At 71.0% G+C, this 23,959-nt stretch carries 25 protein-coding genes; 18 read left to right on the forward strand and 7 right to left on the reverse strand.

The window, feature by feature from the left end:
* Window positions 1-112 precede the first annotated feature (112 nt).
* Both ACSP50_RS00545 and ACSP50_RS00550 read left to right on the forward strand, forming a co-directional pair.
* Entirely contained in the window at window positions 113-1,102 is a 990-nt protein-coding gene (locus ACSP50_RS00545; protein ID WP_014687200.1) for an ADP-ribosylglycohydrolase family protein, read from the forward strand.
* A 35-nt stretch (window positions 1,103-1,137) separates the two neighbouring features.
* Complete coding sequence (locus tag ACSP50_RS00550) at window positions 1,138-1,560, forward strand: DUF3151 domain-containing protein (protein ID WP_014687201.1); 423 nt, start codon at window positions 1,138-1,140, stop codon at window positions 1,558-1,560.
* A 56-nt stretch (window positions 1,561-1,616) separates the two neighbouring features.
* Here ACSP50_RS00550 and ACSP50_RS00555 read toward each other — a convergent pair whose 3' ends face one another.
* From ACSP50_RS00555 to ACSP50_RS00565, 3 genes are all read right to left on the reverse strand, one after another.
* Window positions 1,617-2,174 (reverse strand): hypothetical protein, encoded by a 558-nt coding sequence (locus tag ACSP50_RS00555; protein WP_014687202.1) that lies wholly within the window; start codon window positions 2,172-2,174, stop codon window positions 1,617-1,619.
* Between the two features lie 124 nt (window positions 2,175-2,298).
* The gene (locus ACSP50_RS00560; protein ID WP_014687203.1) at window positions 2,299-3,243 is read right to left on the reverse strand and encodes a diacylglycerol kinase family protein; all 945 of its coding nucleotides are present in this window, start codon (window positions 3,241-3,243) and stop codon (window positions 2,299-2,301) included.
* Window positions 3,244-3,245: 2 nt separating this feature from the next.
* Window positions 3,246-4,538 (reverse strand): adenylosuccinate synthase, encoded by a 1,293-nt coding sequence (locus ACSP50_RS00565; protein WP_014687204.1) that lies wholly within the window; start codon window positions 4,536-4,538, stop codon window positions 3,246-3,248.
* A gap of 81 nt (window positions 4,539-4,619) precedes the next feature.
* On the opposite strand from ACSP50_RS00565, the gene purD reads away from it, so the two are divergent.
* On the forward strand, window positions 4,620-5,861 hold the full coding sequence (gene purD, locus ACSP50_RS00570; protein WP_014687205.1) for a phosphoribosylamine--glycine ligase: 1,242 nt from the start codon (window positions 4,620-4,622) through the stop codon (window positions 5,859-5,861).
* 108 nt (window positions 5,862-5,969) lie between these two features.
* Here the strand turns inward: purD and ACSP50_RS00575 are convergent, their stop codons facing one another.
* Window positions 5,970-6,419, reverse strand: a complete 450-nt coding sequence (locus ACSP50_RS00575; RefSeq protein WP_014687206.1) for an SCP2 sterol-binding domain-containing protein — start codon at window positions 6,417-6,419, stop codon at window positions 5,970-5,972.
* 132 nt (window positions 6,420-6,551) lie between these two features.
* On the opposite strand from ACSP50_RS00575, the gene ACSP50_RS00580 reads away from it, so the two are divergent.
* From ACSP50_RS00580 to purL, 5 genes are all read left to right on the forward strand, one after another.
* Complete coding sequence (locus ACSP50_RS00580; RefSeq protein ID WP_014687207.1) at window positions 6,552-6,980, forward strand: helix-turn-helix domain-containing protein; 429 nt, start codon at window positions 6,552-6,554, stop codon at window positions 6,978-6,980.
* On the forward strand, window positions 6,977-8,398 hold the full coding sequence (gene purB, locus ACSP50_RS00585; RefSeq protein WP_014687208.1) for an adenylosuccinate lyase: 1,422 nt from the start codon (window positions 6,977-6,979) through the stop codon (window positions 8,396-8,398). Before ACSP50_RS00580 ends, purB begins: the two co-directional genes overlap by 4 nt.
* Window positions 8,399-8,460: 62 nt before the next feature.
* Window positions 8,461-8,712 carry a phosphoribosylformylglycinamidine synthase subunit PurS gene (gene purS / locus ACSP50_RS00590; RefSeq protein ID WP_014687209.1) on the forward strand — a complete coding sequence of 84 codons (252 nt, stop codon included), beginning with the start codon at window positions 8,461-8,463 and terminating at the stop codon, window positions 8,710-8,712.
* Entirely contained in the window at window positions 8,709-9,416 is a 708-nt protein-coding gene (purQ, locus tag ACSP50_RS00595) for a phosphoribosylformylglycinamidine synthase subunit PurQ (RefSeq protein WP_043510593.1), read from the forward strand. The genes purS and purQ overlap by 4 nt, the downstream gene beginning before the upstream one ends.
* Window positions 9,413-11,806 carry a phosphoribosylformylglycinamidine synthase subunit PurL gene (gene purL / locus ACSP50_RS00600; RefSeq protein WP_014687211.1) on the forward strand — a complete coding sequence of 798 codons (2,394 nt, stop codon included), beginning with the start codon at window positions 9,413-9,415 and terminating at the stop codon, window positions 11,804-11,806. Before purQ ends, purL begins: the two co-directional genes overlap by 4 nt.
* A 56-nt stretch (window positions 11,807-11,862) precedes the next feature.
* On the opposite strand, the gene ACSP50_RS00605 is transcribed toward purL, so the two are convergent.
* Entirely contained in the window at window positions 11,863-13,788 is a 1,926-nt protein-coding gene (locus ACSP50_RS00605) for a carboxypeptidase-like regulatory domain-containing protein (RefSeq protein WP_155123418.1), read from the reverse strand.
* Between the two features lie 154 nt (window positions 13,789-13,942).
* Between ACSP50_RS00605 and ACSP50_RS00610 the strand changes: the two genes are divergently transcribed.
* The 5 genes from ACSP50_RS00610 (at window position 13,943) to amcA (ending at window position 18,665) form a co-directional block, all read left to right on the forward strand.
* Window positions 13,943-14,305, forward strand: a complete 363-nt coding sequence (locus ACSP50_RS00610; protein WP_014687213.1) for a sterol carrier family protein — start codon at window positions 13,943-13,945, stop codon at window positions 14,303-14,305.
* A gap of 124 nt (window positions 14,306-14,429) precedes the next feature.
* Window positions 14,430-16,004 (forward strand): amidophosphoribosyltransferase, encoded by a 1,575-nt coding sequence (gene purF / locus ACSP50_RS00615; protein WP_014687214.1) that lies wholly within the window; start codon window positions 14,430-14,432, stop codon window positions 16,002-16,004.
* A 38-nt stretch (window positions 16,005-16,042) separates the two neighbouring features.
* Entirely contained in the window at window positions 16,043-17,179 is a 1,137-nt protein-coding gene (purM, locus tag ACSP50_RS00620) for a phosphoribosylformylglycinamidine cyclo-ligase (RefSeq protein ID WP_014687215.1), read from the forward strand.
* Window positions 17,180-17,365: 186 nt separating this feature from the next.
* On the forward strand, window positions 17,366-18,469 hold the full coding sequence (amcB, locus tag ACSP50_RS00625) for a cyclophane-forming radical SAM peptide maturase AmcB (RefSeq protein WP_304412720.1): 1,104 nt from the start codon (window positions 17,366-17,368) through the stop codon (window positions 18,467-18,469).
* On the forward strand, window positions 18,438-18,665 hold the full coding sequence (gene amcA / locus ACSP50_RS00630) for a multiple cyclophane-containing RiPP AmcA (RefSeq protein ID WP_014687217.1): 228 nt from the start codon (window positions 18,438-18,440) through the stop codon (window positions 18,663-18,665). Before amcB ends, amcA begins: the two co-directional genes overlap by 32 nt.
* 125 nt (window positions 18,666-18,790) lie before the next feature.
* Here the strand turns inward: amcA and ACSP50_RS00635 are convergent, their stop codons facing one another.
* Both ACSP50_RS00635 and ACSP50_RS00640 read right to left on the reverse strand, forming a co-directional pair.
* Window positions 18,791-19,009 (reverse strand): DUF3073 domain-containing protein, encoded by a 219-nt coding sequence (locus ACSP50_RS00635; RefSeq protein WP_014687218.1) that lies wholly within the window; start codon window positions 19,007-19,009, stop codon window positions 18,791-18,793.
* 225 nt (window positions 19,010-19,234) lie between these two features.
* Window positions 19,235-20,314, reverse strand: coding sequence for a Glu/Leu/Phe/Val dehydrogenase (locus tag ACSP50_RS00640; protein WP_014687219.1), 1,080 nt, complete (start codon window positions 20,312-20,314; stop codon window positions 19,235-19,237).
* A gap of 149 nt (window positions 20,315-20,463) precedes the next feature.
* On the opposite strand from ACSP50_RS00640, the gene ACSP50_RS00645 reads away from it, so the two are divergent.
* The 5 genes from ACSP50_RS00645 (at window position 20,464) to ACSP50_RS00665 (ending at window position 23,958) form a co-directional block, all read left to right on the forward strand.
* Window positions 20,464-21,303 carry a hypothetical protein gene (locus ACSP50_RS00645; RefSeq protein ID WP_014687220.1) on the forward strand — a complete coding sequence of 280 codons (840 nt, stop codon included), beginning with the start codon at window positions 20,464-20,466 and terminating at the stop codon, window positions 21,301-21,303.
* A 281-nt stretch (window positions 21,304-21,584) separates the two neighbouring features.
* Window positions 21,585-21,794 (forward strand): BldC family transcriptional regulator, encoded by a 210-nt coding sequence (locus tag ACSP50_RS00650; RefSeq protein WP_014687221.1) that lies wholly within the window; start codon window positions 21,585-21,587, stop codon window positions 21,792-21,794.
* Window positions 21,795-21,959: 165 nt separating this feature from the next.
* Window positions 21,960-22,736, forward strand: a complete 777-nt coding sequence (locus tag ACSP50_RS00655; protein ID WP_014687222.1) for a bifunctional 2-polyprenyl-6-hydroxyphenol methylase/3-demethylubiquinol 3-O-methyltransferase UbiG — start codon at window positions 21,960-21,962, stop codon at window positions 22,734-22,736.
* Window positions 22,733-23,299: an RNA 2'-phosphotransferase gene (locus ACSP50_RS00660; protein ID WP_014687223.1), complete on the forward strand. Its 567-nt coding sequence runs from the start codon at window positions 22,733-22,735 to the stop codon at window positions 23,297-23,299. Before ACSP50_RS00655 ends, ACSP50_RS00660 begins: the two co-directional genes overlap by 4 nt.
* A gap of 83 nt (window positions 23,300-23,382) precedes the next feature.
* On the forward strand, window positions 23,383-23,958 hold the full coding sequence (locus ACSP50_RS00665) for a hypothetical protein (protein ID WP_014687224.1): 576 nt from the start codon (window positions 23,383-23,385) through the stop codon (window positions 23,956-23,958).
* Window position 23,959: the final 1 nt, after the last annotated feature.

The raw sequence follows: 23,959 nt of genomic DNA on the forward strand, positions 1-23,959 counted from the left end.
GCTCCCGTCGTGCGAGCGGCGAACGCACACCCCGCCCGTCGGTATTCACGCCGGGAAATCCGCACGCCGGCCATTGATGCGCGATGAACAACGGGGAACCTAGAGTTGCACCATGCGTGCTGCGTCGGGATCGATGTTCGGGCTGGCCTACGGCGATGCCCTGGGCAAGCCCACCGAGTTCATGGACTACTCGGCGATCGTGTCCCGATACGGCCCCGCGGGGCCGCGTCAGTTGCACGGCGAGCCGGCCCTGGTCACCGACGACACCCAGATGGCGCTGGCGGTCGGCGAGGCGCTGCTGGAGGTGCGCGTCCCCACCCCGGGCCGGCTGGAGCCGGTGCTCCGCCGCCGCTTCATGGCCTGGGCGTACAGCCCGGAGAACGACCGTGCCCCGGGGATGACGTGTCTGCGGTCGATCGGCGCGCTGGCCGACGGCCGGCCGTGGATCCAGGCCACCCAGACCGGCTCCAAGGGCTGCGGGGCGAACATGCGGGTCACCCCGGTCGGCCTGGTTCCCGGCCTGACCGACGACCAGCGGGCGGGCATCGCCCAGTTGCAGGCCGGGATGACGCACGGGCATCCGACCGCGCTCGCGGCGAGTGAGCTCACGGCGTACGCCGTCCATTGGCTTCGTGGCGGCCTTGCGCCGGCGCACCTGCTCGGCGCCCTCCGGGACCGCTGCGACGAGCAGCGCAAGATCTACCGCGGCGAGTGGCTCGGTGAGCTGTGGCGGCGGCCGCTGGTCGACTCGCCGGAGGAGTTCATCGCCCGCGGCTGGGACGAGTGTGCGGCCGCCCTGGATGCGGTCGCGGCCGGGCTCGCGACCGGATCCTCCGAGGGCGATCCGTGCCTGGTCACCGGCGCCGGCTGGATCGCCGAGGAGGCGCTGGCCACCGCGCTCTACTGCTACCTGATCTCGCCGGACGAGCCGGTCGCGGTGCTCGGCCGGGCCGCCGCCTCGTCCGGCGACTCCGACTCGATCGCCTGCCTGGCCGGCGCGTTCGCCGGCGCCGCGCTCGGCCTCGGCGCCTGGCCGGCCGGCTGGCAGACGCAGATCGAGTACGCGGACCGCCTCCTCAAGCTGGGCACCACCTGGGACTGACCGTGGGGCGCGACCGGGGCTGAAAGAATGGGTTCATGCAGAACCTCCTTCCCGAGCCGCCGGCCACCCGACTCCCGGCCGACGCCGAAGCCGACCAGGCCCTCGCCGCCGCCGCGACCGCCGGCACCGACGAGGCGTCCAAGGCGGTCGCGGCGAAATACCCGGCCTACAGCGCGGTCTGGGCCCCGCTGGCCGCCGCCGCCCTCGCCGCCGGCGAGCCGGTGACCGCTTATGCCTATGCCCGCACCGGCTACCACCGGGGCCTGGACGCACTGCGCCGCAACGGCTGGAAGGGCCACGGCCCGGTGCCCTGGTCGCACGAGCCGAACCAGGGCTTCCTCCGCTGCCTGCACGTGCTGTCCCAGGCGGCCGCCGTGATCGGCGAGGCCGACGAGGCCGCCCGCTGCGCCCAGTTCCTGCGCGACAGCGACCCGGCCGCCGCCGACGCGCTCTCCTAGCAGACCGGTAGCGAGTGCCACCGCACCCCGGTGATCACCGATCGCCGGGGTGCGGCCTAGGCGAGGCCGCTCCGGTGCAGGGCCTGCTGAACCTCCGGACGCCTCTTCGCGCAGACCACGTCAGCGGGTACCCCCGGACGCACCCAACGCCCCCGGGCATCGAGCAGGACCAGTTCCATGGGGATCTCGCCGTCGGCGGTGCAGCGGTCGGGGTCCAGGGGCGGGATGTCGGGCAGTTGCAACGCGGCAAGAACCGGCCCCACGTCGCCGGTGCGGCGTTCGCGCACGGTGCCGCCGCCCGCGTCGACGCACATGATGACGCTGACCGCCGTGAAGGACGGGTCGTAGCGCGGAATCCGGTACGACGAGGGCACCGACGACGTCGCGGGGAACGCCGCCGCGCACGACGTCCACCGGTCGTTGATCTGCGGGGTACCGGCGGGCCGCATGGCGTCGGCCGGGATGGAACCGGTGCGTGACATCGGCACCGGGGAGGCGAGCGGGCCGGCCACCGGCGGCTCGGCGGTGCCGCCGGCACAGCCGGCCAGCAGGGCCGCGGTACAGCCGGCCAAGGCGATCCCCGCTCGTCGTATCTCGCCAGCCATGTCCGGCATCCGTTGCACCCCTCTGTCTCACCCACCGCGCGGCGCCGGCATTGCGCAGGCGGCCGGCGATGGGACGCAGGTCGACCGGCTGCGGTTCCCCGGATCCGAGGCACCGTGCACCGCGACGTCGTGACTAGGCGTACACCGCCCACGCCCCGGCCTCGGTCCACCAGGACCGTTTCCGGGTCGTCGACCCCGCCACCCCGTCGTCGAGGAACTGCAGTTCCCCCTCCCGGGGCAGCACCGAGACGGCCCGGCCGCGGGCCCGCCGCACCTCGACGCGCACCCGGGTCCCGCGGAACCGCTGTTTCACCACCACCGGCACCGCCACGGCCACCTCGACCCGGCCGTCCGTAGGGTTGCCCTCGGCCAGCAGTCGCAGCCCGTCGAATTCGGCGTAGCCGCCGCCGTTGCCGATCACGCAGGCCAGGATCGGTTCCTCGCCCTCGCTGAGCACGCTGTCGTCGACCTCGACGCGCCCGCGCCACGGCACCGCCGCGCCGTTGTCGTCGGCGCCGCCGAGCAGCGCTCCGTCGAGCGTCACCGAGCCGCCGTCGTTGCGCAGCAGGTCGAGCCGGCGCACGGCACCGGAGAGCACGGCGTTCGCCACGTCCGCCGGGGTGCGCGGCAGGCCGAGCTGGGCGGCCAGATCGGTGGTGCTGCCCGGGTCGAGCGGCAGGATCGCGACCGGCGGCAGGTCCGGCACGGTCCGGGTGGCTTCCAGGTCGGCGGGGCGTTTGCTGGGGGCCGGTGCCCAGCGCCGCACCATCCGGCGTACGACCGCCCGGAGTTGGCCGTCGGTGGCGACCGCGATGACCAGGCGGGCCGGCGAGTTCAGGGACGGCCAGGTCAGCCCGTCGGGCCGGGCCGGGCCGTCGAACCGGGCCAGCACCGCGTCGATCTCCTGATCGGAGCCGGCGAGCACGGTCTCCACCGTGGCGCCGGCGTTCCGCAGTACGTCGGCGCAGGCGAGCACCGGGGTGCGCGGGGTGGCGCAGACCGCGGTGCAGCCGCCGCACCCGGAGCCACACGAGTCGCCTGATCCCTCGGCCAGGCTGAGCAGCACGACGTCGACCATGCCTACGCCTCGCCGAGCACCGAGTGCCGCTCGATGACCGCTTCGCGGCCCGGGCCGACGCCGACGATCGAGATCCGGGCGCCGATCCGGGCCTCGACGAACTCGACGAAGTCCTGCGCCTCGCGGGGAAGCTCCTCGAACTTGCGGCAGCCGGAGATGTCCTGTTTCCAGCCGGGCAGCGTCTCGTAGATCGGCTTGGCGTGGTGGAAGTCGGTCTGGTTGACCGGCATCTCGTCGTGCCGGACACCGTTCACGTCGTACGCCACGCAGACCGGGATCTCGTCGAGGCCGTCGTAGTTGTCCAGTTTGGTCATCGCGAAGTCGGTGACGCCGTTGATCCGAGTCGCGTACCGGCCGATGACCAGGTCGAGCCAGCCGATCCGGCGGGGGCGGCCGGTGGTGGTGCCGTATTCGTGACCGACCTCACGCAGGTAGTCGCCCCACTTGTCGTGCAGCTCGGTGGGGAAGGGGCCCTCGCCGACCCGGCTGGTGAACGCCTTGAGTACGGCGACCACCCGGTCGATCCGGGTGGGCGGGATGCCGGAACCGGTGCAGGCACCGCCCGAGGTCGCGTTCGAGCTGGTCACGAACGGGTAGGTGCCGTGGTCGACGTCGAGCAGGGTGGCCTGGCCGGCCTCGCAGAGCACGACCTTGCCGGCGTCCAGGGCCTGGGAGAGCTCCAGGGCGGTGTCCGCGACGTACGGCCGGAGCCGGTCGACGTAGGACAGCAGTTCCTGGACGACGTCCTCGGCCTTGACCGCGCTGCGGTTGTAGATCTTCGACAGGACCTGGTTCTTGAAGGCGAGGGCGGCGGTCACCTTCTGCCGCAGGATCGACTCGTCGAAGAGGTCCTGCACCCGGATGCCGACCCGGTTCATCTTGTCGGCGTAGGTGGGGCCGATGCCGCGGCCGGTGGTGCCGATCCGGCGGGCGCCGAGGAAGCGTTCGGAGACCTTGTCGAGCGAGCGGTTGTACGACGCGATCACGTGCGCGTTGGCGCTGACCCGCAGCCGGGAGGTGTCGATGCCGCGGGCTTCCAGTCCGTCGATCTCCTGGAACAGCACGTTGAGGTCGACGACGACACCGTTACCGATCACCGGCACGACGTTCGGGGAGAGGATCCCGCTCGGGAGCAGGTGCAGCGCGTACTTCTCGCCGTCGATGACGACGGTGTGGCCCGCGTTGTTACCGCCGTTGAACTTCACCACGTAGTCGAGCCGGTCGCCCAGCAGGTCCGTGGCTTTGCCCTTGCCCTCGTCGCCCCACTGGGCGCCGACCAACACGATCACCGGCACTGGAGGTATGCCCTTCCCGAAGGTCGTACCTCGGAGGAGCCCGGGTACTGCCGAAGTTTACTGGACGTAGGATTGGCCGTCGTGCGCGTACTTCTGATCGGCTCCGGTGGGCGCGAGCACGCGCTCGCCATCGGCCTGGCCGCCGACCCGTCCGTCGAGTTCCTGGCCGCCGCGCCGGGCAACCCCGGCATCGCCCAGGTCGCCGAGATCCATCCGGTGACCGCTACCGATCCGGCCGCGGTCGCGGCGCTCGCCACCGAGCTGAGCGCCGACCTGGTGGTGATCGGGCCGGAGGCGCCGCTGGTCTCCGGGGTCGCCGACGCGGTCCGCGCCAAGGGCATCGCCTGTTTCGGCCCGTCCGCCGCCGCCGCGCGGCTGGAGGGTTCGAAGGCGTTCGCCAACGAGGTGATGGCGGCGGCCGGGGTGCCGACCGCGCGCTCGGCAGCCTGCGAGTCGGCCGCCGAGGTGAGCGCGGCGCTGGACACGTTCGGTGCCCCTTATGTCGTGAAAAATGATGGTCTGGCCGCCGGCAAGGGCGTCGTCGTCACCGACGACCGCGAGGCCGCCGAGCGGCACGCCGCGGAGTGCGGCAAGGTGGTCATCGAGGAGTTCCTCCCCGGTCCCGAGGTGTCACTCTTCGTCATCACCGACGGCACCGCGGTCGCTCCGCTGATGCCGGCGCAGGACTTCAAGCGCCTGCTCAACGACGACGAGGGCCCGAACACCGGTGGCATGGGTGCCTACGCGCCCCTCGACTGGGCCCCGGCCGACCTCACCGAGCGTGTCCTGCGGGAGACGGTCGAGCCGACCCTCGCCGAGATGCGCCGGCGCGGCACGCCGTTCGCCGGACTGCTCTACGTGGGCCTCGCGCTCACCCCGGACGGCCCCAAGGTCATCGAATTCAACGCGCGCTTCGGCGACCCGGAGACGCAGGTGGTGCTGGCCCTGCTGGCCACCCCGCTGGCCGGTCTGCTGACCGCCGCCGCCACCGGCACGCTGGCCGAGCACCCGCCGCTGACCTGGCACGACGGCGCGGCGATCACGGTCGTCGTGGCGAGCCACAACTACCCCGGCACGCCGCGCACCGGCGATGTGATCACCGGCGCCGAGGTCCCCGGCGTGATCCACGCCGGCACGGCCCGCAACGCCGATGGTGACCTTGTCTCGGCCGGTGGCCGGGTGCTCAGCGTGACGGCCACCGGGGTCGACCTCGCGGCCGCCCGCGAGGCGGCGTATGCCCTGGTCGACGGCGTCGCGCTGGACGGCGCCCAGTTCCGCACCGACATCGCGCTGCGCGCGCTCAACGGCCAGATCAAGATCTAGACCCTGGCTGGTGTACGTCGTGAGCACGGCCGCCGTGCCTCTGCGGCGCCGTTGAGCCGCGGCGTGGGTGCTCACGACGTACTCAGCAATCAGGGTTCTGGGGGTTGATCAGCCCTTGGGGATGTCGAACAGCTTGGCGATGTTGGCGGCCAGCGACAGGTCGCCCTTCGCCTTGATCTTGCCGGTCATGAACAGCATCATCGGGTTGCCGTCGCCCGCCACGACCTTGAGGAACGTCACGGCGTCCATGGTCATGGCCAGCTTCGGGTCGCGGACCGGCTCGTTCGTGACCGTGCACTGACCGTTCTCGATCACGGTCTCGTACGGGTTGGAGAGGCCGTTCGGCCCGGTGATGATCCAGTGGATGACGGCCTGGGCGTCGCCGGCCTTCTCCGCGCGGAACAGCGTGGGCATCCGGTTGAAGACCTCGTCGAGGATCTTGCCGCGCGCGTCCGACGCCATGACCTCGCCGAGCCTGGCATCCGGGGTGGACTTGACCAGCTGAGCGAACTCCTTCGGGCCGATCGAGGAGAGCGACTCGGGGTTGAATTCAGTCATCAGTGGACCTTTCGGAATGAACGTCGAACCTACTCGCCAGTAACCTTAGCGAGAATGCCGCCTTTTCGTGCAGTCTGCCACTCTCAAACAAATGTTGGACGGTCAACCGGGCCGTCTCCTAGGCTGTCCACCATGTCTTTGGGGGATGCTTCGCTGCGTGCGCTCGCCCATCCGGTGCGGTTGCGCATCATGTCGCTGCTCACCGGTGCCGAACTGACCGCCGCCGACGTCGCCCGCGCGCTCGGCATCACCCACGCCAACGCCAGCTACCACCTGCGCCACCTGTCCGCCGGCGGCCTGATCGCGGCCGCCGGCGAGGAGAAGATCCGCGGCGGCCTGGCCAAGCGATACCGGTGCACGGCGGCGCAGCGGCTCACCACGGACGTCTGGGTCGACCCCGCGGCCTGGCGTGCCGCGCGGGACCGCATCGCCGAGGCCGTCCGGCACCTGCGCGACGCGGCTGTCCCGCCGGGCACCCCGGGCGCGATCCGGGCCGTCGCGGTGATCGAGCTGGAGCCCCAGCCGGGCCCGCCCGATGAGATGGGAGAATCGGTGCCGTGACCATCCCGAACGTGCTTGCCAGCCGCTACGCCTCCGCCGAACTCGTCACCCTCTGGTCGCCGGAGGAGAAGATCCGGATGGAGCGCCGGCTCTGGCTGGCCGTCCTGAAGGCACAGCGTGACCTGGGCGTCGCGGTGCCCGACGGCGCCGTCGAGGCCTACGAGTCGGTGCTCGACCAGGTCGACCTGGCCTCGATCGCGGCCCGCGAGCGGGTCACCCGGCACGACGTGAAGGCGCGCATCGAGGAGTTCTCCGAGCTCGCCGGCTTCGAGCAGATCCACAAGGGAATGACCTCCCGCGACCTCACCGAGAACGTCGAGCAGCTGCAGATCCGGGCCTCGCTGGAGCTGATCCGGGACCGGGTGGTGGCCGCCCTGGCCCGCCTCGCCGCGCTCGCCGTCGAGCATTCCGACCTGGTGATCACCGGCCGCTCGCACAACGTCGCGGCGCAGGCCACCACGCTGGGCAAGCGCTTCGCCTCGGCGACCGAGGAGCTGCTCATCGCGTACGAACGCCTGGAAGATCTTCTGGGTCGTTATCCGCTGCGCGGCATCAAGGGCCCGGTCGGCACCGCCGCCGACCAGCTCGACCTGCTCGACGGGTCGTATGCCGACTTCGAACAGCTCGAGGCCAAGGTCGCCGAGCACCTCGGCTTCACCCGGGTGCTCAGCAGCGTCGGCCAGGTCTACCCGCGCTCGCTCGACTTCGACGTGGTCTCCGCGCTGGCCCAGATCGTGGCCGGGCCGTCCTCACTGGCCACCACGATCCGCCTGATGGTCGGCCAGGAGCTGGTCACCGAGGGCTTCAAACCGGGCCAGGTCGGCTCGTCGGCGATGCCGCACAAGATGAACACCCGCTCGTCGGAGCGGGTCAACGGCCTCGCCGTGATCGTCCGCGGTTACCTGTCGATGGTCGGCGAGCTGGCCGGCGACCAGTGGAACGAGGGCGACGTCTCCTGCTCGGTGGTCCGCCGGGTCGCCCTGCCGGACGCGTTCTTCGCCACCGACGGCCTGTTCCAGACGTTCCTCACGGTCCTCGACGAGTTCGGGGCGTACCCCGCGGTGATCGCCCGCGAGCTGGACCGGTTCCTGCCGTTCCTGACCACCACCAAGCTGCTGGTCGCCTCGGTGCGCAAGGGGGTCGGCCGGGAGGTCGCGCACGAGGTGATCAAGGAGCACGCGGTCGGCGTGGCGCTGGCCATGCGGGAGAAGGGCGTGGCGGTCAACGACCTCTTCGACCGGCTCGCCGACGACGGCCGGCTGCAGCTGTCCCGTGCCGAGATCGACACCCTGGTCGCCGACCGGGCGGCGTTCGTGGGCGCCGCGCCGGCTCAGGTGCGCGCGGTGGCCGACCGGGTCGCCGCGATCGTCGAGCATCACCCCGCGGCGGCCGGCTACGCCCCCGCGCCCATCCTTTGAACTGGGTGAACAGTTGACCAGGTAGGCTCCTCCGTGCTTACACCTATCAGTCAGGAGTGCCCGTGGCTCGCGTCGTGGTCGACGTCATGCTCAAGCCGGAGATCCTGGATCCGCAGGGTCAGGCGGTAGCGAATGCGCTGCCGCGGCTCGGCGTCACCGATGTCTCCTCTGTCCGCATCGGCCGTCGGATCGAGATCGAATTCGATGGCGAACCCGACCTGGATCGGGCCCGTGAGATCGCCGACAAGCTGCTCGCCAACCCGGTGATCGAGGACTACACGGTCCGGGTCGAGAGCGCGGCGGAGGTCGCCTGACCATGCGGATCGGTGTGGTCACCTTCCCTGGATCACTGGACGACGGGGACGCCGCCCGCGCCGCCCGGATCGCCGGCGCCGAGGCCGTCCGCCTCTGGCACGGGGACCCGGATCTGCACGGGGTGGACGCCGTGGTCCTGCCCGGCGGCTTTTCCTACGGCGACTATCTGCGCTGCGGCGCCATCGCGCGATTCGCTCCGGTCATGGAGTCGATCATCGACGCGGCCCGCGGCGGCCTGCCCGTGCTGGGCATCTGCAACGGTTTCCAGGTCCTGTGCGAGGCGCACCTGCTGCCCGGCGCGTTGACCCGCAACCAGCACCTGCACTTCCGCAACCGGGACCAGTGGCTCAAGGTCGAGGCCACGAACACCGCCTGGACCAACGGCTTCCGGCCGGGCCAGGAGATCCTCATCCCGGTCAAGAACGGCGAGGGCTGCTTCGTCGCCGACCCGGCCACCCTCGACAGGCTCGAGGCCGAGGGGCGGGTGATCGCGCGGTACATCAACGGCAACCCGAACGGTTCGCAGCGCGACATCGCCGGGATCACCAACGAGGCCGGCAATGTCGTCGGCATCATGCCGCACCCGGAACACGCCGTGGAGGCGCTGACCGGCCCGTCGCTGGACGGCCTCGGCTTCTTCACCTCCGTCCTGCGGGCCCTGGCGGGTTCGTCCGCGGGCGGCTCGCAAGGGGGACAGCAGTGACCACGCAGGACAAGACCGGCTTCGCCGCCACCGACGTCCTGGCCGAGGGCTTCGCCGACGGCCCGGACACCGTGCAGAAGGCCGAGCAGACCTCCGACGACCTGCAGCCGTACGCCGAGCTCGGGCTCAAGGACGACGAGTACGCGAAGATCAAGGACATCCTCGGCCGGCGCCCCACCGCGTCCGAGCTGGCGATGTACTCGATCATGTGGAGTGAGCACTGCTCGTACAAGTCGAGCAAGGTGCACCTGCGCGAGTTCGTCGCCAAGGTCCCGAAGAACACCCGGATGCTGGCCGGCATCGGCGAGAACGCCGGCGTCGTGCAGGTCTCCGACGACCTGGCGGTCACCTTCAAGGTCGAGTCGCACAACCACCCCAGCTACGTCGAGCCCTACCAGGGCGCGGCCACCGGGGTCGGCGGCATCGTGCGTGACATCCTGGCGATGGGCGCCCGCCCGATCGCGGTGATGGACCCGCTGCGCTTCGGCGCCCACGACCACCCGGACACCGCCCGCGTGCTGCCCGGCGTGGTGGCCGGCATCGGTGGCTACGGCAACTGCCTGGGCCTGCCGAACATCGGCGGCGAGATCGTCTTCGACCCGTGTTACCAGGGCAACCCGCTGGTCAACGCGCTCTCCATCGGCGTGCTGCCGGTCGAGCGGCTGCAGAAGAAGGAGGCGACCGGCACCGGCAACATCGTCGTGCTGCTGGGCGCCCGGACCGGTCGCGACGGCATCGGCGGGGTCTCCGTGCTGGCGTCCGCCACCTTCGACGAGGAGGCCGAGCAGCGCCGCCCGTCGGTCCAGGTCGGCGACCCGTTCATGGAGAAACTGCTGATCGAGAGCTGCCTGGAGCTGTACGACGCCGGCCTGGTCACCGGCATCCAGGACCTCGGCGGCGCCGGCCTGACCTGCGCGCTCACCGAGACCGCGGCGGCCGCCGGCACCGGCATGCGGGTCTGGCTGGAACGGGTCCCGCTGCGCGAGGCCTCGATGTCGCCGACCGAGATCCTGGCCAGCGAGTCGCAGGAGCGGATGCTCCTGATCGTCACCCCGGAGAACCTCGACGCGGTCCTCAAGGTCGCCGAGAAGTGGGGCGTCTGGGCCACCGCGATCGGCGAGGTCACCCCGCGCGCCGAGGACGGCACCCCGGGCCGGCTGCACATCACGTGGAACGACCACGTCGTGGTGGACGTGCCCCCGGGGTCGCTCGCCGACGACGGCCCGATCTACGAGCGGCCGCTGCGCGAGCCGTCCGACCTGATCCTGCTGCAGGCGGACCGGGCCGAGACGCTGCCCCGGCCCACCACCGGCGCCGAGCTGCGCGAAACCGTGCTGCGGATGGCCGCCTCGCCGAACCTGTGCGACAAGACCTGGGTCACCGAGCAGTACGACCGGTACGTGCTGGGCAACACCGTGCTGGCCCAGCCGGAGGACTCGGGCGTGCTGCGGCTCGACGAGCAGACCAACCTCGGCGTGGCGCTGTCGGTCGACGGCAACGGCCGGTTCGCCCGCCTCGACCCGTACGAGGGCGCCAAGCTCGCACTCGCCGAGGCGTACCGGAACGTCGCGGTCACCGGGGCCGAGCCGATCGCGGTCACCGACTGCCTGAACTTCGGCTCGCCCGAGGACCCGGCGGTCATGTGGCAGTTCGCCCGGGCCGTGCAGGGCCTGGCGGACGGCTGCCAGCAGCTGGGCACCCCGGTGACCGGCGGCAACGTCAGCTTCTACAACCAGACCGGCGCCGCGGCGATCCACCCCACCCCGGTGGTCGGTGTGATGGGCCTGTTCGACGACGTCACCCGGCGCGTCCCGATGGGCTTCAAGGCCGCCGGCGAGCTGCTCTTCCTGCTCGGCGAGACCCGCGAGGAGCTGTCCGGCTCCGAGTGGGCCTGGGTGACCCACGGCCACCTCGGCGGGCGTCCGCCCAAGGTCGACCTGGCGGCCGAGCAGACCCTGGGCAGGCTGATGGCCCGCGTCTCGCAGACCGGGCTGGTCAGCGCGGCGCACGACCTCTCCGACGGCGGCCTGGCCCAGGTCCTGGTGGAGAGCTGCCTGCGCTACGGCACCGGTGCGTCGGTGACCGTCGAGTCCGCCTTCGTCGGGCTGTTCAGCGAGTCGGCCGCGCGCGTCCTGGTGTCCGTGCCGCAGGGCCACGAGAAGGCTTTCGTGGCGCTCGCCGCCGAGCTGGGCGTCCCGTGCGCCAAGATCGGCACCACCACCGAGGCCGCGGCCCTGGAGGTGACCGGACAGTTCACGATTCCGCTGGACGAGCTGCGGGCGGCCTGGTCGGGCACGCTGCCGAAGCTGTTCGGCGGGGCTGAGCCGGCCGCCGAGGGCCGGTCGGTGACGCTGGAGCTGACCGAGCCGAAGCCGGGCGGGCCGCTGTAGGACCGACAAGAATGGCCCCGCGCATCGCGCGGGGCCATTCTTCGTTTCGGTTCAGATCACTCGTCCCACTCGCGGTTGCGGCGGTTCGGGTCCTGCTGGCCGTACGTGCCGCCGCGCTGGCCCTGCGGCTGCTGGCCCTGCGGCTGGCCGTAGCCGCTGGTCGGCTGCTGCTCGTAGCCGCCCTGATGGCCGCCGTAGTTGCCGCCCTGCTGCTGGCCGTAACCCTGCTGCTGGCCGTAGCTGCCCTGGTCGTGCTGTTCCTGGCCGTAGCCGCCCTGGTCGTAGCCGCCGCCCGGCTGCTGGCCGTAGCCACCCTGGTCGTAACCACCCGGCTGGCCGTAGCCGCCCTGGTCGTACCCGGCCTGCTGCTGACCGCCCTGGTCGTAGCCGCCCTGCTGCTGGCCGTAGGTGCCGCCGCCGTAGGTGCCGCCGGCCTGCGGCTGCTGGCCGTACCCGCCGCCGTTGTCGGCGTGGTTGTCCCAGCCACCCTGCACGCCGTAGCCGCCCTGGTCCTCGTACCCGCCGTTGTCCGGCTGATACATCCCGGTCCGCTCGTCGTAGCGCTGCTGCGGGGCGTCGTCGTAGCCGCCCTGCTGCGCGCCGTACACGCTGGTGGCGCCGCCGTAGTTGCCACCGGCTCCGGCCGCGGCCGTGCCGCCGCCGTAGTTGCCACCGGCTCCGGCTCCGGCCGCGGCCGTGCCGCCGCCGTAGTTGCCGCCGCCGGCCTGGTTGTCCCACTGGCTGTTGTTCGAGCCGACGAAGCCGCCCTGCGGAGGCATCGGCGCGCCGTACGGGTCGGGGAACTCGTCCTCGACCGGCGGCCGGTGGATCATCGTGGGCGCGTCGCCCAGACCGCCGCCGCCCATGCCCTGACCGGCGCCCATCCCGGCGCCGGCGACCATGGTCGCGTCGGCGCCGCGGCCGCCGCCGACGGGCGAGGCCACCCGGGTGGCGTCCGCGCCGGCGCCGTAGCCGCCGGGGCCGGGCCGGTTGCCGCCCGAGCCGCCGAGGCCGACGCCGGTGTCCGAGCCGTCGTCCTTGGCCGCGTTCTTGCGGCGCAGCCAGACCAGCACCATCGCGCCGACGCCCGCGGCGACCAGCAGGCCGCCCATCACGATCAGCAGCCAGGAGCTGCCGCCGCTGTCGTGCGAGGTCTTCGAGGCGTCGGCGGCCGGGGTGCCGGCCGCGTTGGTGACCGCGTCGGTGGTCGCGTCGTCGGTGCCGGCGTCATCGGCCGGAAGGCTGGCCGCGGCGCTCGCGTTGGCGGTCGGCGACGCCGAGGCGGCGGTCGCCGACTTCAACGTGATGCTGACGGAGACGCTTTTGCCGGCAGTACCGGTCACCCGGGCGCTCGCGCCGGTGTAACCCTTCATCTTGGCGCCGATCAGGATCGAGCCGGTCGCGATCGGTGCGGCGTCCGAGGAGGTGAAGGAGAAGCCGCCGTCACCGTTGCTGGTGGTCTGGTACTGGTGACCCTTGCTGTCCTGGAGACCGACGTTGGCGCCCGCGAGTCCGGCGCCGGTGCTGTCCTTGATCTTGCCCGCGACCTGCCGGGTGGTGGTCGGCGCGGCCGGTCCGTTGACCGTGATGGTCTTCGGGCCGTCGATCGTCTTCGGGCCGGTGCCGTCGTCTGCGGTCAGCGTCACCGAGACCGAGGCGGTCTGGCCCGCCGCGACAGTCGGCATCTGGAGCTTCGCCGTGTTCGACGTTCCGCCGCCGGCGCTGACGTTGTCGGTGGGGCACGGCGCGCAGTCGGCACCGGCAGCCTTGACGGTGAACTTGACCGCTCCGGTACCGGGGTTACTAACCGTGTACTGAACGGTTACACTTTCCCCGGAGTTGGCCTGCCCCTGGACGGTGAGGTTGCCACTGGCGTCGCCCGGGGCTGCCAGAGCCGCCGTCTGCACGCCGGCCATCAAGCCCACGACCAGTGCCAGGAACGCACCGGCCCGGGCAGCCCGGCCTCGTAGGTGCGTTGTCACATCCACCACCTTCCGTGTCGCGTGCTCCGCCGGTTACTTGCCCGTCAGATCTCCCGCGACTTGTACGCCGTCGGCAACTATGCCTTGTCACACGCCTTTTGCGCGACCCAGGGGCGTGTGCCGTTCTCGGTGAACCGCGTCGTATCGTCCCGACATGTCGCCTGCGCACAATAATTCCGACTCGGTGTCCAAGGCGTTGGACGCGCTGGACGCCGGGACCCAGCCTGACCGAACGGTCCTGCGTGACGCGGTCCGAGCACTGCTGACCGAGTTGTCCGGACGCGCGCCTGGCCGATCGGTGGAGGTGCGAATTCCACCTTTCGGCGCTATTCAGTGCGTGCCCGGCCCGCGCCACACCCGCGGCACACCGCCCAATGTGGTCGAGACGGATCCGGTCACCTGGCTGCTGGTGGCCACCGGACGCCTGGCATGGGCGGAAGCGGTCGCCGACGGACGCCTGCGGGCCAGCGGAATCCGCACCGATCTCAGCGAGTTCCTGCCGCTGACCCCGGAATGAGCCCGGGGCCGAGTCCCGGGGGCTCGCGTACACTGGGCGATCGGAGCGAGCGGAGTTCGGGCAGACCAGCGATGGTCAGCGCTTCGAGCAGTTCGTGGCGGATCCGACATGAGGGAGCGAGCAGGTGCCCCGAGGCGACGGCCGATTGACCGACGATCTCGACCCCCAGGAACGCGGCCCCCAGGACGCCTGTGGTGTCTTCGGTGTCTGGGCCCCCGAGGAAGAGGTCGCCAAACTCACGTACTTCGGGCTCTACGCTCTACAGCACCGGGGCCAGGAGGCCGCCGGCATCGCGGTGAGCGACGGCTCCGGGGTCGTGGTCTACAAGGACGTCGGCCTGGTCTCCCAGGTCTTCGACGAGCCGACGCTGGCCAGCCTTCGCGGCCACCTCGCGATCGGCCACGCGCGCTATTCCACCACCGGTGGCAACACCTGGGAGAACGCGCAGCCCACGATCCGGGCCACGACGGCCGGCACCACCATCGCGCTGGCCCACAACGGCAACCTGGTGAACACCGCCGAGCTGGCCAAGGAGGTCGCCGACCGCGGCCTCGAGGTCGGTGACGCCACCTCGGACACCATGCTGGTCACCACGCTGCTGGCCGGCCGGCCGGACCTGTCGGTCGAGGCCGCCGCCATGGAGGTGCTGCCCACCCTGCGCGGGGCGTTCAGCTTCGTGTTCATGGACGAGCACACGCTGTACGCCGCCCGGGACGCCCAGGGCGTACGCCCGCTGGTCCTGGGCCGGATGGAGAACGGCTGGGTGGTCGCCAGCGAGACCGCCGCCCTGGACATCACCGGCGCCAGCTTCGTCCGCGAGGTCGAGCCCGGCGAGATCCTGGCGATCGACGAGCACGGCCTGCGCTCCACCCGGTTCGCCGCGCCGGAGCCCAAGGGCTGCCTCTTCGAGTACGTGTATCTCGCCCGCCCGGACACCACGATCGCCGGTCGCAACATCTACGCCGCGCGCGTCGAGGTGGGCCGCAAGCTGGCCAAGGAGCATCCGGCCGAGGCCGACCTGGTGATCGGTGTGCCGGAGTCGGGCATCCCGGCGGCGATCGGCTACGCCGAGGCGTCCGGCATCCCGTACAGCGCCGGCTTCATGAAGAACGCGTATGTCGGCCGCACCTTCATCCAGCCCTCGCAGACGATCCGTCAGCTGGGCATCCGGCTGAAGCTGAACCCGCTGCGCGAGGTGGTCCGGGGCAAGCGGATCGTGGTGGTCGACGACTCGATCGTGCGGGGCAACACCCAGCGCGCCCAGATCCGCATGCTGCGCGAGGCCGGCGCCCTGGAGGTGCACGTCCGGATCTCGTCGCCGCCGGTGAAGTGGCCGTGCTTCTACGGCATCGACTTCGCCACCCGTGCCGAGCTGATCGCGAACGGTCTGGAGATCGACGGGATCCGGCGCTCGATCGGCGCCGACAGCCTGGGCTACGTCTCGCTGGACGGCCTGGTCCAGTCCACTGAGCAGCCGAAATCCCGGCTCTGCATGGCCTGCTTCGACGGGGAGTACCCGATCGAGCTGCCGGCCGCCGATCTGATCGGCAAGCACGTGCTGGAGGGGGTGAGCCGCCGGGCGGAGGCGGTCGCCGAGCTCGAGACCGACTACGAGGCCCGCGAGCACCAGGACGACCACCCGGCACCGGCGCCGCTGGTGGCCAGCCCGGGCGGCGCCACGGCGCTGCACCACCCGTGACTTTTCCAGTTTCTGAAGAAACCGCTAAGGGGAGAACCGTGACGCACGTGTCCGAGCGCAATGCCGGATCCGAGGGCGACCGACAGCTGTGGACCGCCGGCGCCGGCCGGGGCCCGCGCAAGCGCGCCGCGACCTACGCGGACGCGGGCGTCTCGATCCACGCCGGTGACCGTGCCGTCGAGCTGCTCAAGTCCAAGGTGAAGAAGACCACCCGGCCCGAGGTGATGGGTGACCTGGGAGGCTTCTCCGGCCTGTTCCGGCTGAACACGGCGAAGTACAAGAGCCCGATCCTGGCCTCGTCCACCGACGGCGTCGGCACCAAGCTGGTCATCGCGCAGCAGCTGGACATCCACGACACGATCGGCATCGACCTGGTCGCCATGGTCGTCGACGACCTGGTGGCCTGTGGCGCCGAGCCGCTGTTCCTGCTCGACTACATCGCCTGCGGCGAGGTCGTGCCGGACAAGATCGCCGAGATCGGCGCCGGTATCGCCGACGGCTGCCGCTACGCGGGGTGCGCCCTGCTCGGTGGCGAGACCGCCGAGCACCCGGGTGTGCTGCGCCCCGACGAGTACGACGTCTCGGCGACCGGTGTCGGCGTGGTCGAGGAGAGCGAGATCCTCGGCAAGGAGCGGGTCGAGGTGGGCGACGCGGTGATCGCGATGCGCTCGTCCGGCCTGCACTCGAACGGTTACTCGCTGGTCCGGCACGTGCTGCTGGGCGCCGGCCGGATGCGCCTGGACACCGTGGTCGACGACTTCGGCACCTCGCGCACGCTGGGCGAGGAGCTGCTCACCCCGACCAAGATCTACGCCAAGGACTGCCTGGGCCTGATCGAGGAGACCGACGTCCGGGCGTTCTCGCACGTGACCGGCGGCGGCATCCCCGGCAACCTGGTCCGGGTCCTGCCCGAGCACGTGGACGCCGTGGTGGACCGGTCCACCTGGCGCCCGCAGCCGATCTTCGACCTGATCCAGGCCAAGGGCCGGATCGAGGACTCGGAGATGGAGGCCACCTTCAACATGGGTGTCGGCATGTTCGCGGTCGTCTCGGCCGACGACGCGGACCGCGCGATGGCCTATCTGGCCGGTCGCGGTGTCGAGGCCTGGCAGGTCGGCGAGGTGCTGGAGGGCACCGGGCAGGTGCAGATGATGGGCTCCTACACCCGGGGCTGACGCTCTGTAACGGTGACCGCTGAGACGTGAGTCTGGTTCGTTATAGGTGTGCCATGAAATGATCCGTGTGTGCCGATGTCCGGCACATACGGATCTTTCGCATGTTCATTGGACCGCGAGGCCTAGCCTGGCCCTGTGTCTTTAGGGGCAGGATGGAGGTGCGCGATGGCGGACGCGTGGAGCGGGATGCGGGGCATCTCGCCGGAACCCGGCTATGTGGTCATGCAGCCGACTACTCTGTGCAACCTGGCCTGCAATTACTGCTATCTGCCGTTCCGCCGGGAGAACCGGAAGATGCCGGTCGCCGTCGCCGAGGCGGTGGCGGCCGAGGTCGCCGGCTTCGCCCGGGCCGGCCGGTTCTCGGTGGTCTGGCACGGCGGTGAGCCGCTGACCGCGGGAGCGGCCCACCTGGCGGCCCTGTTCGCGCCGTTCGGACCGGATGTGGAGCACCACATCCAGACCAACGCCACGCTGATCGACGACGCCTGGTGCGAGTTCTTCAAGGCTCACGACGTGCGGGTGAGCGTCAGCGTCGACGGGCCGCCGGACCGTAACGGTGACCGGGTGGACCGGGCCGGGAAACCGGCGTACGACCTGATCGCCAAGGGGATCGCGGCGCTGCGCCGGCACGGCATCCCGTTCTCCGCGCTGTGCGTGGTGGCCGATCCGCGCCCGGGCGTCGCCACCGAGCTGTACGAGTATTTTCTCGGCCTGGGCTGCGAGGTGCTCGGCATCAACGTGGAGGAGCAGGAGGGCGTCAACCTCCGGCAGAACAGCCACGACCCGGCCGCGGTCAGCGCGTTCTGGGCGGAGCTGGTCGGCGCCTGGCGCCGGGAGCCGCGGATCCATCTGCGCGAGGTGGAGTGGTCGCTGCGCTATGTGGCCGCCGTGCTCGACGGCACGGCTGACCGGCTGCTGCCCCGCCGGCTCGACCCGATCCCGACGATCGCCCACGACGGCTCGGTGGTGCTGCTCTCGCCCGAACTGGCCGGGTTCCACGACCCGCGCTACGGCGATTTCACCAGTGGCAACGTGCTGACCACCCCGCTGCGGCAGATCCTCGCGGACGCCGGGCGGACACCGTGGATCGGCGAGTTCCTGCAGGGCGTGGAGGCGTGCCGGCAGAGCTGCCCGTATTTCGGTTTCTGCGGCGGCGCGCACGCGGCGAACCGCTACTTCGAACACGGCAGATTCGACGTCACCGAGACGAACCACTGCCGGAACAGCAAGATTCGCCTATTGGAGGGAGTGCTGGACCATGCCCGAGATCACGAGCCCACGGCCGTCTGACGCCGTGGAGACGGATCCGGTGACGGCACGGGTGCATGACACCCGGGCCGGCCTGGCCGCGCTCATCGCGGAGGCCGAGACGGCCCGCCGGCAACGTGCCGAGGAGGCGACTCCCGAAAGCGGCTCGGCGGTGTGCGCCTGGAACCACTTCGAGAACATTCCCACGTTCTACAACTGGAACAACCGGCCGCGGTGAAACGCTGCTCGGTCAAAGCCCACGCGGACACCGCCCGCGTGGGCTTTTCCCTGTAGCCGTCAGGAGTTGATGACCACGGCGCACGTGAGCACGCGGGTCACACCGCGTGCTCTGTGCAATACGGGTCAAATACGCCTTGGAGGCGACCAGGAATCCTGGTCGTCGTCAGCGTCATCCTCGTCATCATCGACGAACTCTTCATTGTCGTCGTCGAAATGATGATCGGACTGGCGTGTACTACCGGCCAGTTCGCGCTGCAAGGCGGTGAGGTCGGTGTTCGGGGAGTGGTACTTCAACTCCCGGGCCACCTTCGTCTGCTTGGCCTTAGCACGGCCGCGCCCCATGGCTCGACCCCCTCGCACAGAATTCGGGGCAGCCCGAAGGCGGGCCCCGATGACGTCAGGCATCTCTCGTGGGTCTTACGGTACATGGACGATGCCGTCTTCGGCACCTCGGGTTGCGTGTGACACTGCCGCGCGTCGCGGTTCTTCTTCCGGAGAGCCCGCCGGAAGGCCCCGAACCGCCGCGCGGCGCCCATTTCAGGCGTCGCGCGGCGGTACTGAACCGGTCTAGCCGAGGTGGATGGAGCGCAGCCGGCCGACATCGGCCATCCGCCGCTCGGCGAGGCGGTCCGCCGCCACCGCGGGCGGCACCCCCTCGTCGTCGGCCAGCTGCAGGATCCGCCGGGTGGTCTCGAAGATCCCGGTCGCCCGCAGCTTGGCCCGCTCGAAGTTGAAGCCCTCGATCTCGTCGGCCACCTGGATCACGCCGCCCGCGTTCACCACGTAGTCCGGGGTGTAGAGGATGCCGCGGTCGTCGAGCAGCTTGCCGATGCCGGGGTGGGCCAGCTGGTTGTTGGCCGCGCCGGTGACCACCCGGGCGCGCAGCAGCGGGACCGTGTCGTCGTTGAGGGCGCCGCCCAGCGCGCAGGGGGCGTAGACGTCGAGATCCGAAGTGATCAGCGTCTGGTTGTCCGGGACCAGGTGAACCTCGGGGTGGGTGGTGCGGGCCCACTGCAGGGCCGCCTCGTTCACGTCGGTGGCCACCACGGTGGCGCCGTCGGCGACCAGGTGGCCGACCAGATACTTGCCGACCTTGCCGAGGCCGGCCACGCCGACCGTGCGGCCGGCGAGCGTGGGGCTGCCCCAGGTGTGCTCGGCGGCGGCCCGCATGCCCTGGAAGACGCCCCAGGCGGTGAGGACCGAGGAGTCGCCGGCGCCGCCGTGCTCGACGCTGCGGCCGGTGACGTACCGGGTTTCGCGGGCGATCACGTCCATGTCCGGCACGTACGTGCCGACGTCGCAGGCGGTGTAGTAGCGGCCGCGCAGGGACTCGACGAAGCGGCCGTAGGCACGCAGCAGCGCCTCGGACTTGACCGTGGCCGGGTCGCCCCAGATGACCGCTTTACCGCCACCCAGGTCCAGGCCGGCCAGCGCGTTCTTGTACGCCATGCCGCGGGACAGCCGCAGCACGTCGGCGAGGGCGGCCTCCTCGCTCTCGTACGGGTAGAACCGTGTGCCGCCGAGCGCCGGCCCGAGGGCCGTCGAGTAGATCCCGATGATCGCCTTCAGGCCGGAGACCCGGTCCTGGCAGAAGACGACCTGTTCGTGCCCGCTGGCGTCGGTGCCGTCGGTGTCGAACACACCCATCGTTGTTCTCCTGATTCGTCGGTGGGCCTTCGTGGGGCCCGTCACCCGGCGGGGTAGGCCGGACATGGCGAGCCTAATCGCGAGAACGGCACGGTGATTACGCCCGCGCGGGAAGTTCCACCCGGGCAAATTCGTGAAAGGATCGCGCCGTGCCGTCACTGTTCGCGTCGTACCTACGGGTTTACGAGCCACTGACCGCCTTCGACCGGGAGCGGCAGGTCTTCTGGCGCCGCTACGCCAAGGAGGGTCGCGACCTGGGGCCGATCGAGGGCCCGGTCCGGCAGCGCACCGCCGTCCTGGAGGCGCTCGGCGCCGGGTGGACCCGGCTGCCCGACCTGCCCGACGAGGCGTATGTCCTGGAGTGGGAGAACGCTCTGCTGATCTGCCCGTGGAACCTGCGGCTGCGGGTCGCCGAGGCGGCACTGAGCGCCCGCGACGGCGTTCCGGCGGTGCTGGCCGACGCGTTCGTCCCCCCGGTGCTGGCCGGCCAGGCCAAGGCGGTGGTGGAGGACTGGCGCAGCGGCGCCCGGGTGCTGGAGCAGGGCGTTCCTCGGGTGCACGAGCAGATCGCCACCTGGGGGGTCCCACTGCGCTGGTTCGCCTTCGTCGACCTGGAGGAGCGGGAGATCGCCCTGACCGGCCGGCGGCGCACCCTGCGTTACCGGACCGAGATCTCCAAGGCTCGCCGGCGCGCGCATCGGGCGGTGTCGGTGCTGCGTAAGTCGCTCGGCGACGCCCCGATCACCGAGGCGGTCGAGGAGGGCACCCGGTGGTTGGAGGAGTTCCACCCCCGGTCGGTGGTCGAGCTGGACTACGGCGGCCTGGTCAACCTCCTTCCGGAGGACAAGCTGACCGGTGACGATTCCCCCGGACTGGTGGCGGCCGGGCTGTCCGCCCTGTCCCAGGGCGACGCCGACGCGGCTGGCGAGGCGTACGAGAAGCTGGTCGCTAGATGGCGAAGTGTCCAACTTCTGGAGCGGTGCAACTGACCTGGGGAAATAGGACAGATCGGGAAGTTTCCCCGCCGATGAGAGCGCTCCCGAAGCGAACACTCTTCGTAATCGGCGACCCCCGAAGCGTGATAATCGGACTAAACGAGACACTATCTGGCGTAGAAAACACGCAAAAATCGGGCATGCTTCATCCGTCTATCTGGGGACGTTCGTCCGTTCGGCCCATGTCGGACATCGGGGACTAGCCGGACCATGAGAGACGCACCGGCCGGCGGGACCCCGGCCGATGTTTTTAGGCACCTGTGGAGGAGTGACCGATGGCATCGCGTACGCACGATCCTGAGCCGCTACTAACGCCGGCCGAGGTGGCGTCGATGTTCCGTGTCGACCCGAAGACCGTCACCCGGTGGGCGAAGGCGGGCAAGCTCAGCGCTATTCGCACGCTCGGCGGCCACCGTCGCTACCGGGAGTCGGAGGTTCGCGCCCTGCTGCAGGGGCAGATTCCCACGCAGCGGCAGGGTGACTGACCGGTTCGACCTAGATCGTTGTAAGGGGCGTGCGCTGGGGAAGGCGTATCGCCCCTTCTTCGTTTTCTCGTTCGTCCTCGGCTAGATCAACGATCTAGGCCGGGCTGGGTTACGCGGGGGGGCCGAGTTGCCCCCCGGCGGGCGCGGCAACAAGAGTAGTGAGCCATGGAGCAGCCGACGATCGGCGACGCCTTCGGCGAGATGATCACAGACGCGTACGCGGTGCGAACCGGCATCGGCCCCCGCCCCCTGGCCGGTGGCCGCCTGCCCCGCCCGGTGATCGAGGTGATCGAGCGGGACGACGGCCTGATCAACGGTGCCCCGGCCGACCACTACCTGGACGAGCCGGACGCCTGGCAACCGCACGACCACCGGGCCCTGCGCCTGTGCCGCGGGCACGTGCTGGACATCGGGGTGGGCGCCGCCCGGATCGCGCTCGAACTGCAGCGCCGCGGCATGGCGGTGACCGGGCTGGACACCTCGCCCGGGGCGATCGCGGTGGCCCGCAAGCGGGGGCTGCGCGACACCGTGCTGAGCACCGTGGACCGCTACGCCACGGCCACCGCGCGATACGACACCTTCCTGCTGCTCGGCAACAACCTGGGCCTGATCGAGGGGCCCGAGCGGGCGCCGGCCTTCCTGGCGGCGCTGTCCCGCCTGGCGAACCCGGGTGCGCGGATCATCGCGCAGGGCGCCGACCCGTACGGCACCAAGGATCCGGTGCACGTCAGCTACCACCGGCGGAACCGGGAGCGCGGGCGGCTCGGCGGGCAGTTGCGGCTGCGGCTGCGCTACCGGCTGGTGGCCACCGACTGGTTCGACTATCTGAACTGCTCCGTTGACGAGCTCGACGCGCTGCTGCAGGGCACCGGATGGCATCTGAAATCGGTCGACCGGCAGGACCACCCGTACTACCTTGCGGTCATGGAGCAGAATCATTGACCGAACTCACCCGTGACCAGGTGCGTCTCAGTCGCCGGATGTCCCTGGTGCTGCGGCACCGGCCGGAGACGGCCGGGCTGACGCTGGACCCGCAGGGCTGGGTGCCGGTCGCCGACTTCCTCGCCGCGCTGGGGATCAGCCGCGCCGAGCTCGACCACGTGGTCGCCTTCAACGACAAGTCCCGGTTCGCGGTCGCCGCCGGCCCCGACGGGGTGGAGCGGATCCGGGCCAGCCAGGGTCATTCCCGCCGGGTCGAGGTCGACCTGGACCTGCCGCCGGCCATCCCGCCCGCGACGCTGTTCCACGGCACGCCGCGGGCCAACCTCGACGCGATCCTGCGGGACGGGCTGCGCCCGCGCACCCGGCACCACGTGCACCTGTCGGCGGACGTGCCGACCGCCCTGGTGGTGGGCCGGCGCCGGTCGCCCGACGTGGTGGTCTTCGAGGTGGCCGCCGGGGTGATGGCCGCCGCGGGGCACGTCTTCCACCGCAGCGAGAACGGGGTCTGGTTGACCTCCGTCGTGCCCCCAGTGCACCTTTCGCTAAAACGGACAAATCCGTAATCTGCCAGGTTGATCGTCCGTCCACTGTGGCGACCGGCCAGGATCACCGGACATCACCGCGCCTGCGCCGATAGCGTGGACGAATGGGGACGGTCACGCGGCGTCATCTCACCGATCTCCCCAGCACACCCGGACTGCTCGGCGCGATCGTTCTGGTCGCCCTCCTGGCGGCGCTCGCCTTCGGCCTGCCGGCACTCGACCACGCCGTCTCGGCCCAGCGGGCCGTGCCGGCCGGTCAGCCGTACCGGGTCGGTGCCGGGGTCACCGTGGTGCCCCCGACCGGCGCCACCCTGGACGTCACCGGGACCCGGCCGGGCGAGGACCAGGGCACCGCGCTGTTCCGGCTCGGCCCGGTGCGGTACGCGATCGCCGTACAACCCTTCTCCGGCAACCTCACCCAGGCCGCCGTCCGACTCCGGCAGCGGATCACCGGCACCGCCGGCTACCAGATCACCGGCACCCAGCTCGCCGTCTCCACCGCCGGTGGGCTGGCCGGTCTGCAGGGCGGATACACCGCCGGCGACCGCGGCGGCCGGTACGCCGTCTTCGTCGTGCACGGCCTGACCATCGAGGTCACCGTCAGCGGCGCCGACCTCGACCTGGACCACACGCTGCCGGCCATCGACGCCAGCACCCGGACCGTGCGATACGAGGGGTGAC

The sequence above is a fragment of the Actinoplanes sp. SE50/110 genome (genome assembly GCF_900119315.1).
GTDB lineage: Bacteria > Actinomycetota > Actinomycetes > Mycobacteriales > Micromonosporaceae > Actinoplanes.

What these genes read in the sequence shown, in the direction of transcription:
- ACSP50_RS00640 (WP_014687219.1), bottom strand. Translation starts at nt 20,314, where the DNA reads ATGGGTGTGTTCGACACCGACGGCACCGACGCCAGCGGGCACGAACAG.
- ACSP50_RS00555 (WP_014687202.1), bottom strand. Translation starts at nt 2,174, where the DNA reads ATGCCGGACATGGCTGGCGAGATACGACGAGCGGGGATCGCCTTGGCC.
- amcB (WP_304412720.1), top strand. Translation starts at nt 17,366, where the DNA reads ATGCGGGGCATCTCGCCGGAACCCGGCTATGTGGTCATGCAGCCGACT.
- ACSP50_RS00575 (WP_014687206.1), bottom strand. Translation starts at nt 6,419, where the DNA reads ATGACTGAATTCAACCCCGAGTCGCTCTCCTCGATCGGCCCGAAGGAG.
- ACSP50_RS00545 (WP_014687200.1), top strand. Translation starts at nt 113, where the DNA reads ATGCGTGCTGCGTCGGGATCGATGTTCGGGCTGGCCTACGGCGATGCC.
- ACSP50_RS00655 (WP_014687222.1), top strand. Translation starts at nt 21,960, where the DNA reads ATGGAGCAGCCGACGATCGGCGACGCCTTCGGCGAGATGATCACAGAC.
- ACSP50_RS00635 (WP_014687218.1), bottom strand. Translation starts at nt 19,009, where the DNA reads ATGGGGCGCGGCCGTGCTAAGGCCAAGCAGACGAAGGTGGCCCGGGAG.
- ACSP50_RS00665 (WP_014687224.1), top strand. Translation starts at nt 23,383, where the DNA reads ATGGGGACGGTCACGCGGCGTCATCTCACCGATCTCCCCAGCACACCC.
- amcA (WP_014687217.1), top strand. Translation starts at nt 18,438, where the DNA reads ATGCCCGAGATCACGAGCCCACGGCCGTCTGACGCCGTGGAGACGGAT.
- ACSP50_RS00580 (WP_014687207.1), top strand. Translation starts at nt 6,552, where the DNA reads ATGTCTTTGGGGGATGCTTCGCTGCGTGCGCTCGCCCATCCGGTGCGG.
- ACSP50_RS00560 (WP_014687203.1), bottom strand. Translation starts at nt 3,243, where the DNA reads ATGGTCGACGTCGTGCTGCTCAGCCTGGCCGAGGGATCAGGCGACTCG.
- ACSP50_RS00550 (WP_014687201.1), top strand. Translation starts at nt 1,138, where the DNA reads ATGCAGAACCTCCTTCCCGAGCCGCCGGCCACCCGACTCCCGGCCGAC.
- ACSP50_RS00650 (WP_014687221.1), top strand. Translation starts at nt 21,585, where the DNA reads ATGGCATCGCGTACGCACGATCCTGAGCCGCTACTAACGCCGGCCGAG.
- ACSP50_RS00610 (WP_014687213.1), top strand. Translation starts at nt 13,943, where the DNA reads ATGTCGCCTGCGCACAATAATTCCGACTCGGTGTCCAAGGCGTTGGAC.